General features: G+C 67.7%; 8 protein-coding genes. 4 read left to right on the top strand and 4 right to left on the bottom strand.

All coding sequences use genetic code 11. The features are described from left to right. Positions 1-92 precede the first annotated feature (92 nt). Together ilvN and BGO22_RS17270 are read right to left on the bottom strand one after the other, a co-directional pair. On the bottom strand, positions 93-584 hold the full coding sequence (gene ilvN / locus BGO22_RS17275) for an acetolactate synthase small subunit (protein WP_009518995.1): 492 nt from the start codon (positions 582-584) through the stop codon (positions 93-95). A 114-nt stretch (positions 585-698) separates the two neighbouring features. Then, complete coding sequence (locus BGO22_RS17270; RefSeq protein WP_070397736.1) at positions 699-2480, bottom strand: acetolactate synthase 3 catalytic subunit; 1782 nt, start codon at positions 2478-2480, stop codon at positions 699-701. Positions 2481-2721: 241 nt separating this feature from the next. Here BGO22_RS17270 and BGO22_RS17265 point away from each other — a divergent pair, with 241 nt between their 5' ends. Genes BGO22_RS17265 through BGO22_RS17255 form a run of 3 tightly spaced genes read left to right on the top strand, consistent with a single transcriptional unit; the run spans position 2722 to position 4264 of the window. Continuing rightward, complete coding sequence (locus BGO22_RS17265; protein WP_070397735.1) at positions 2722-3288, top strand: RDD family protein; 567 nt, start codon at positions 2722-2724, stop codon at positions 3286-3288. After that, entirely contained in the window at positions 3285-3680 is a 396-nt protein-coding gene (locus tag BGO22_RS17260; RefSeq protein WP_070397734.1) for a diacylglycerol kinase, read from the top strand. Before BGO22_RS17265 ends, BGO22_RS17260 begins: the two co-directional genes overlap by 4 nt. Then, positions 3677-4264, top strand: a complete 588-nt coding sequence (locus tag BGO22_RS17255; protein WP_070397733.1) for an LOG family protein — start codon at positions 3677-3679, stop codon at positions 4262-4264. Before BGO22_RS17260 ends, BGO22_RS17255 begins: the two co-directional genes overlap by 4 nt. A gap of 34 nt (positions 4265-4298) precedes the next feature. Here the strand turns inward: BGO22_RS17255 and BGO22_RS17250 are convergent, their stop codons facing one another. Further along, complete coding sequence (locus BGO22_RS17250) at positions 4299-4637, bottom strand: P-II family nitrogen regulator (protein ID WP_070397732.1); 339 nt, start codon at positions 4635-4637, stop codon at positions 4299-4301. 166 nt (positions 4638-4803) lie between these two features. Here BGO22_RS17250 and BGO22_RS17245 point away from each other — a divergent pair, with 166 nt between their 5' ends. After that, positions 4804-5826, top strand: coding sequence for an asparaginase (locus tag BGO22_RS17245; protein WP_070397731.1), 1023 nt, complete (start codon positions 4804-4806; stop codon positions 5824-5826). Between the two features lie 19 nt (positions 5827-5845). Here BGO22_RS17245 and BGO22_RS17240 read toward each other — a convergent pair. Next, positions 5846-7210: NAD+ synthase (locus BGO22_RS17240; RefSeq protein ID WP_286851929.1), on the bottom strand; the 1365-nt coding region annotated here is incomplete at its 5' end.

Genomic DNA, 7210 nt, shown 5'->3' with positions numbered 1-7210 from the left:
TGATCGCGACCGTCTTGCCCTTGATGAGGGACAGATCGCAGTCCTTGTCGTAGAAAACTTTCATGGTTGCTCCGTTGGAATGGAAGGGGTGATCAGACGCGCAGGATTCTCTCGCCGCGGCCGATGCCGCTGGCACCGGTGCGCACCGTCTCCAGGATGGCGCCGCGGTCGATGGCTTCCAGGAAGGCGTCGTTCTTGCCCTGGTCGCCGGTGAGTTCGATGGTGTAGCTCTTGTCGGTCACGTCGATGATGCGGCCGCGGAAGATGTCGGCCATGCGCTTCATCTCCTCGCGTTCCTTGCCCACCGCGCGCACCTTCACCATCATGAGCTCGCGCTCGGTGTAGGCGCCTTCGGTGAGGTCGACGACCTTGACCACCTCGATGAGGCGGTTCAGGTGCTTGGTGATCTGCTCGATGACGTCGTCCGACCCGGTGGTCTGGATCGTCATGCGCGAGAGGCTCGGGTCCTCCGTCGGCGCCACGGTGAGCGATTCGATGTTGTAGCCACGGGCCGAGAACAGGCCCACCACGCGGGAGAGTGCGCCGGGCTCGTTCTCGAGCAGCACGGCAATGATGTGCTTCATATGCAGCTTCCTCTTTTTGCCGCCCTCCCCCGTGCACGGTAATGCACGGGCTCGACGGTCAATAGATTCGACTTGGGGATGGACCGGCCTCGCGGCCGGTCCGCGGGGGGTGGATCAGAGGTCTTCCGAACCCAGCAGCATCTCGGTGATGCCCTTGCCGGCCTGGACCATGGGGAACACGTTCTCGGTCGGGTCGGTGCGGAAGTCCATGAAGACCGTGCGGTCCTTGAGCTTGCGCGCCTCGCGCAGCGCCGGCTCCACGTCCTGCGGGCGCTCGATCAGCATGCCCACGTGGCCATAAGCCTCGGCCAGCTTCACGAAGTTGGGCAGCGCGTCCATGTAGCTGTGGCTGTAGCGGCCCGAGTACTCGATCTCCTGCCACTGACGCACCATGCCCAGGTAGCGGTTGTTGAGCGAGACCACCTTGATCGGCGTGTTGTATTGCAGGCAGGTGGACAGCTCCTGGATGCACATCTGCACCGAACCTTCGCCGGTGATGCAGAACACCTCGGACTCGGGCTTCGCGAGCTTGATGCCCATGGCGTAGGGAATGCCCACGCCCATGGTGCCCAGGCCACCCGAGTTGATCCAGCGGCGTGGCTGATCGAAGCGATAGAACTGCGCCGCCCACATCTGGTGCTGGCCGACGTCGGAGGTGATGTACGTCTCCGTGTCCTTGGTCATGTTCCACAGGGTCTCGATGACCATCTGGGGCTTGATGACGTCCGTGTTGTGGCGGTCGTACTTGAGGCAATCGCGCGAGCGCCACCCCTCGATCGTCTTCCACCAATCCGCCAGCGCCTTCTCGTCCGCGCGCTGAGGCGTCTCGCGCACCATGTGGATCAGCTCGGTGAGCACGTCCTTCACGTCGCCGACAATGGGCACATCGACCTTGACGCGCTTGGAGATGCTCGACGGGTCGATGTCGATGTGGATGATCTTGCGCTCGTTCTGCGCGAAGTGCTTGGGGTTACCGATCACGCGGTCGTCGAAACGCGCGCCCACGGCCAGCAGCACGTCGCAGTTCTGCATGGCGTTGTTGGCTTCGATGGTGCCGTGCATGCCCAGCATGCCGAGGAACTTGCGGTCCGACGCGGGGTAGGCGCCCAGGCCCATGAGCGTGTTCGTCACCGGGTAGCCGAGCATGTCGACCAGCGTGCGCAATTCCTGCGTGGCATTGCCCAGCAGCACGCCGCCACCGGTGTAGATGTAGGGACGCTTGGCGCTCAGCAACAGCTGCAAGGCCTTGCGAATCTGGCCACCATGGCCCTTGCGCACCGGGTTGTAGGAGCGCATGGCCACGGACTCGGGGTACCCGGTCCAGGTGGTCTTGTTGAAGGACACGTCCTTCGGGATGTCCACGACCACGGGGCCGGGTCGGCCCGAGCGCGCGATGTGGAACGCCTTCTTCATCACCTCGGCCATGTGGCGCACGTCCTTCACCAGGAAGTTGTGCTTGACGATGGGGCGCGTGATGCCGACCGTGTCGCATTCCTGGAAGGCGTCCAGGCCGATGGCCGCCGACGGCACCTGCCCGGTGAGGATCACCATCGGGATGCTGTCCATGTAGGCCGTGGCGATGCCGGTGACGGCGTTGGTCACGCCGGGACCGGAGGTGACCAGGGCCACACCCACGTCGCCCGTGGCGCGCGCGTAGCCGTCGGCGGCGTGCACGGCGGCCTGCTCGTGGCGCACCAGCACGTGCTGGATGCTGTCCTGCTTGTAGAAGGCGTCGTAGATGTGCAGCACGGCACCGCCGGGGTAGCCCCAGACGTACTTCACGCCTTCGGCCTGCAGGGCCTTGACGAGGATTTCCGCGCCGCGGAGTTCGAGGGGGGGCTGGCCGGATGTGGAAGCGGCGGCCGCCGAGGCCAGTTCGGCCTTGGTGATGTCCATGATCAACCTTTCGAGAATTTCTCTGACGAAAAACCTTGGGTGCCCCTTGGCCCACCCTTGTGGGGCGGCTTCGGGACTTGAGACCAGTGGCCATGGGCGGAACGATCTGCCGCCGGACCCTGATCCGTTTGCCTTGTGAAGACGGAAGCCCGAGATTATGGCACTGCAGCAAAAGCCGGCCAGGGCTTTTTTGTCGGCCCGGGCCGGAATGCGACAATTCCGCCCTTCTCCCAGAGTCCCCATGACCCCCGACGCCCCCGCTTCCGGCGCCGCCGACCGCCCCGACCGCCCCGACCTCACCGCCCCTTCGCTGCGCCGCCGCATGGCCTGCTGGCTGTACGAAGGCATGCTCATGTTCGGTGTGGTCTTCATCGCCGGCTACCTGTTCTCCGCCCTCACCCAACAGCGCCACGCACTGGAAGGCCGCCACGCCCTGCAGGGCTTCCTGTTCGTGGTCTTCGGCATCTACTTCACCTGGTTCTGGCACAAGGGGCAGACCCTGGCGCAGAAGACTTGGCACATCCGCGTGGTGGACACCGCAGGCCGGCCGATTGGCCAGGCCCGCGCCCTGGTGCGCTACGTGTTCTCGTGGCTGTGGCTGCTGCCGCCACTGGCGCTGAGCTGGGTGCTCGGTGCCCAGGGCGGCGAGGCCGCCGTGCTGCTGATCGGCTGGGTGCTGGTCTATGCGCTGCTCTCGCGCCTGCACGCGCAGCGCCAGTTCCTGCACGACGCGCTGGCCGGCACCCGGCTCGTGCACCACGCGCCGCCCCCCCAACCGAAGAAACCGAAGAAAGCGCGCCGCCCGTGAACGCCCCCGAAGTGAACCCGCAGAAGCGCCGGCGCGGCATCAGCCGCGTGTGGCACGCGATGTTTTACTCCCTGGCCGGGCTGCGCGCCGGTTGGGGCGAAGCCGCCTTTCGCCAGGAGGCCATCGCCGCCTTCCTGCTGGTGCCGCTGGCTTTCTGGGTGGGAGAGGGATGGGTCGAGGTGGCGCTGCTGATCGGTACCGTGGTGCTGGTGATGGTGGTCGAGTTGCTCAACACCGGCATCGAGACGGCCATCGACCGCATCGGGCCCGAATGGCACGCGCTGTCCAAGCGTGCCAAGGACATGGGCAGCGCCGCCGTGCTGCTGAGCCTGCTGCTGTGCGGTGGCACCTGGCTGGCGGCGTTGTGGGTGCACGCGAAGGATCTGCTGTGAGCGCCCCGAGTTTTTCCCTTTGTGTGTACTGCGGTTCGAGGCCGGGGGGGAGTCCCGCGTTCCTGGACGCCGCCCGCCAGGTGGGCGAATGGATCGGCCGCCACGGTGGCCAGCTCGTCTATGGCGGTGGCCGCAACGGCCTGATGGGCGTGGTCGCCGACAGCACGCTCAAGGCCGGCGGCCGCGTAGTGGGCATCATTCCCAAGGCCTTGGTGGAAAAGGAATGGGCCCACAACGGCTGTACCGAACTGCACGTGGTGGACACCATGCACGAGCGCAAACGCCTCATGGCCGAGCACGCGCACGCCTTCCTGGCCCTGCCCGGCGGCATCGGTACCTTCGAGGAGTTCTTTGAAGTCTGGACCTGGCGCCAGCTGGGCTACCACGACAAGCCCGTGGGCCTGCTCAACGTCGGCGGCTACTACGAGGGCCTGATGGCCTTCCTGCGCACCGCCGTGCAGGCGCAGTTCATGAACGACTGGCAGATGGACCTGATCCGCGTGGACGCGGACATCGAGCGCCTGCTGCCGGCGCTCATCGAGGCCGCGGGCACGGCGCCACAGCCTCGTCTGGACGAAATCTGAGCGCCTGAACCTGTGCGGGAGGGCGCGCGGGCGCTCAGACCGCGGTTTCGTCTTCTTCGCCGGTGCGGATGCGCACCACGCGTTCGACAGAGGTGACGAAGATCTTGCCGTCGCCAATCTTGCCGGTGCGCGCGGCGCGCACGATGGCATCGACGCAGCGATCCACGTCTTCGTCCTTCACGACGACCTCGACCTTCACCTTCGGCAGAAAGTCCACCACGTATTCGGCGCCGCGGTACAGCTCGGTGTGTCCCTTCTGCCGCCCGAAGCCCTTGACCTCCGTCACCGTCAAGCCGGTCACGCCTTGTTCGGCCAGCGCTTCGCGCACCTCCTCGAGCTTGAACGGCTTGATGACGGCGGTGATCTGTTTCATGAGCGGGGCCCTTATGGATGACGGAACGTGCCGAAAAATGTATCACGCTCACGTCATCGACCGGCCCCGCAGGCCCGGCCAGCCGAAGGCCGTCGTCGGAAATGGATCTTTCGCTGTCCCCGACACCCTCGCGTGCCATACTGCCGCCCCCATACCGCCCCACGCCATGCCCCCTCACTGGCCCCGTCACGTCCCCATCACCGTGAGCTGCCGCGGTGGTCACCCGGAGAACGTGCACCACGGCTCGTTCGCGGTGGTCGATCGTGCGGGTCGGGTGCTCGCGAAGGCGGGCGACGTGGACACACCGGTGTTCACGCGCTCTTCGCTCAAGCCGTTCCAGGCCATGCCACTGATCGCGCGCTCGGCCGAGCGGCTGGCGCTGGACGAGGCCGACATCGCCTTGCTGTGTGCCAGTCACAACGGCGAGCCGGAACACGTGGCCCGCGTGGCCGCGCTGCTCGCGCGCATCGGTGCCGACGAATCGGCCCTGGCCTGCGGCGCGCACGAGCCGTATGTGTTCCGCTTCAACGGCCTGACGCCGCCGACCGGCGAGCGCTACGGCCCGCTGCACCACAACTGCTCGGGCAAGCACGCGGGCATGCTGCTGCTGGCCGAGGCTTTGGGGGCCCCTCTGGCGGGCTACCTGGCACCCGACCACCCCGCACAACGCGAGATCGCGCGCTGCGTGAGCCACTGGTCGGGCCTGCCCGAGGCCGCTCTGGTGCGCGGCCTCGACGGTTGCAGCGCGCCGAACTTCGCCCTGCCGCTGCGTTCGCTGGCACAGGCCTTCGCGCGGCTCGCCTCGCCCGAGCCCGACCCCGTGTACGGCCAGGCGCCGCAGCGCATCGCGCGAGCCATGAGCCGGCACCCCCACCTGGTGAGCGGCCGGGGCCGCAACGACCTGTTCCTCATGCGCGCGGGCCGGGGCGACTGGGTGAGCAAGGTGGGCGCCGACGGTGTGCAGGCACTGGCCAGTTTCCGTCGCGGCATCGCCATCGCGGCCAAATGCGGCGACGGTCAACTCACGCCGCTGATGGTGGCGCTGGTGGCCGCCCTGGAACAGCTGGGCTGGATCGACGACGGCATCGACCGCGAGGAGCTGGCCCGGCTGCTGCCGCCGCCGATGCAAAACGCGGCCGGCGCGGAGGTGGGCGAGATGCGGGCCGTGCTGCACCTGTCGGCCGCCTGAAGGGCCCCAGGCGGACGGCTCACGCCCGGTACTTGCTCGTGATCGGGTAGCGCCAGTCCTTGCCAAAGCTGCGGTGCGTCACGCGGATGCCCACGGGCGCCTGGCGGCGCTTGTACTCGTTGATGCGGATCAGCCGCACCACCTTCTCGACGTCCGCGCGCGCGAAGCCCGCGGCCACCAGGGTCTGCGGACTCTGGTCGTTCTCCATGTAGCGCTCGATGATGGCATCGAGCACGGCGTACTCGGGCAGGCTGTCCTGGTCCGTCTGGTCGGGGCGCAGTTCGGCGCTGGGCGGGCGCGTGATGATGCGCTCGGGGATGGGGTTGCCGCCGGTGCCGTAAGGGTCGTGCGCGTTGCGCCAGCGCGCGAGCTTGAAAACCGTGGTCTTGGCCACGTCCTTGATGACCGCAAAGCCGCCGGCCATGTCGCCGTACAGCGTGCAGTAGCCCGTGGCCATCTCGCTCTTGTTGCCGGTGGTCAGCACGATGCTGCCGAACTTGTTGGACAGCGCCATGAGCAGCGTGCCTCGGATGCGCGCCTGCAGGTTCTCTTCGGTGGTGTCCTCGGCGCGGCCCTCGAACAGCGGCGCAAGCGAGGCCTTGAAGGCTTCGAACTCGGGCGCGATGGCGATCTCGTCGTAGCGCACGCCCAGGCGCGCGGCCATGTCGCGCGCGTCGATCCAGGAAATGTCGGCCGTGTAGGGCGAGGGCATCATCACCGTGCGCACCTTGTCCCTGCCCAGCGCGTCGACGGCGATGGCCAGCACCAGGGCCGAATCGATGCCACCCGACAGGCCCAGGATGGCGCCGGGAAATCCGTTCTTGCCGACGTAGTCGCGCACGCCGAGCACCAGGGCGTGCCACAGGTCGGCCTCGGCGCTGTGTTCGCGATCGATGGCGGCGTGGATGCGCCAGGCGCCCTGCCCCGCGCGCTCGAAGCGGGCGTCGAACTCGGCTTCCTCGAAGCTGCGCGCGCGCCCGGCGAGATCGCCCGCCGCGTCGAGCACGAAGCTGCGGCCCTCGAACACGATCTCGTCCTGCCCGCCCACCAGGTGGGCGTAGACCAGCGGCAGGCCGGTGGCGCGCACGCGTTCGCGCATGGTGGCCTCGCGTTCACCGCCCTTGCCGGCATGGAAGGGCGAGGCGTTGATCACCGCCAGCAGCTCGGCGCCCGCGGCGCGCGCGTCGGCGGCCGGCGCCTCGAACCAGGCGTCCTCGCAAATGAGCAGGCCCACGCGCACCGGCTGGCCGTCGGTGCCGGGCACGTCGAACACGCAGGGGGTGTGACCGGGCACGAAGTAGCGGCGCTCGTCGAAGACCTGGTAATTGGGCAGCTCGCGCTTGGCGTAGGTCGCCACCACACGGCCTTCGCACAGCACCGTGGC

The sequence above is a fragment of the Hydrogenophaga sp. 70-12 genome (assembly GCF_001897365.1).
GTDB classification, from domain to species: domain Bacteria; phylum Pseudomonadota; class Gammaproteobacteria; order Burkholderiales; family Burkholderiaceae_C; genus Hydrogenophaga; species Hydrogenophaga borbori.
This window is presented reverse-complemented; position numbering and strand designations above follow the sequence as displayed.

Coding starts and splice junctions, on each gene's coding strand:
- ilvN (WP_009518995.1), bottom strand. CDS start 584: ATGAAGCACATCATTGCCGTGCTGCTCGAGAACGAGCCCGGCGCACTC.
- BGO22_RS17270 (WP_070397736.1), bottom strand. CDS start 2,480: ATGGACATCACCAAGGCCGAACTGGCCTCGGCGGCCGCCGCTTCCACA.
- BGO22_RS17265 (WP_070397735.1), top strand. CDS start 2,722: ATGACCCCCGACGCCCCCGCTTCCGGCGCCGCCGACCGCCCCGACCGC.
- BGO22_RS17250 (WP_070397732.1), bottom strand. CDS start 4,637: ATGAAACAGATCACCGCCGTCATCAAGCCGTTCAAGCTCGAGGAGGTG.
- BGO22_RS17245 (WP_070397731.1), top strand. CDS start 4,804: ATGCCCCCTCACTGGCCCCGTCACGTCCCCATCACCGTGAGCTGCCGC.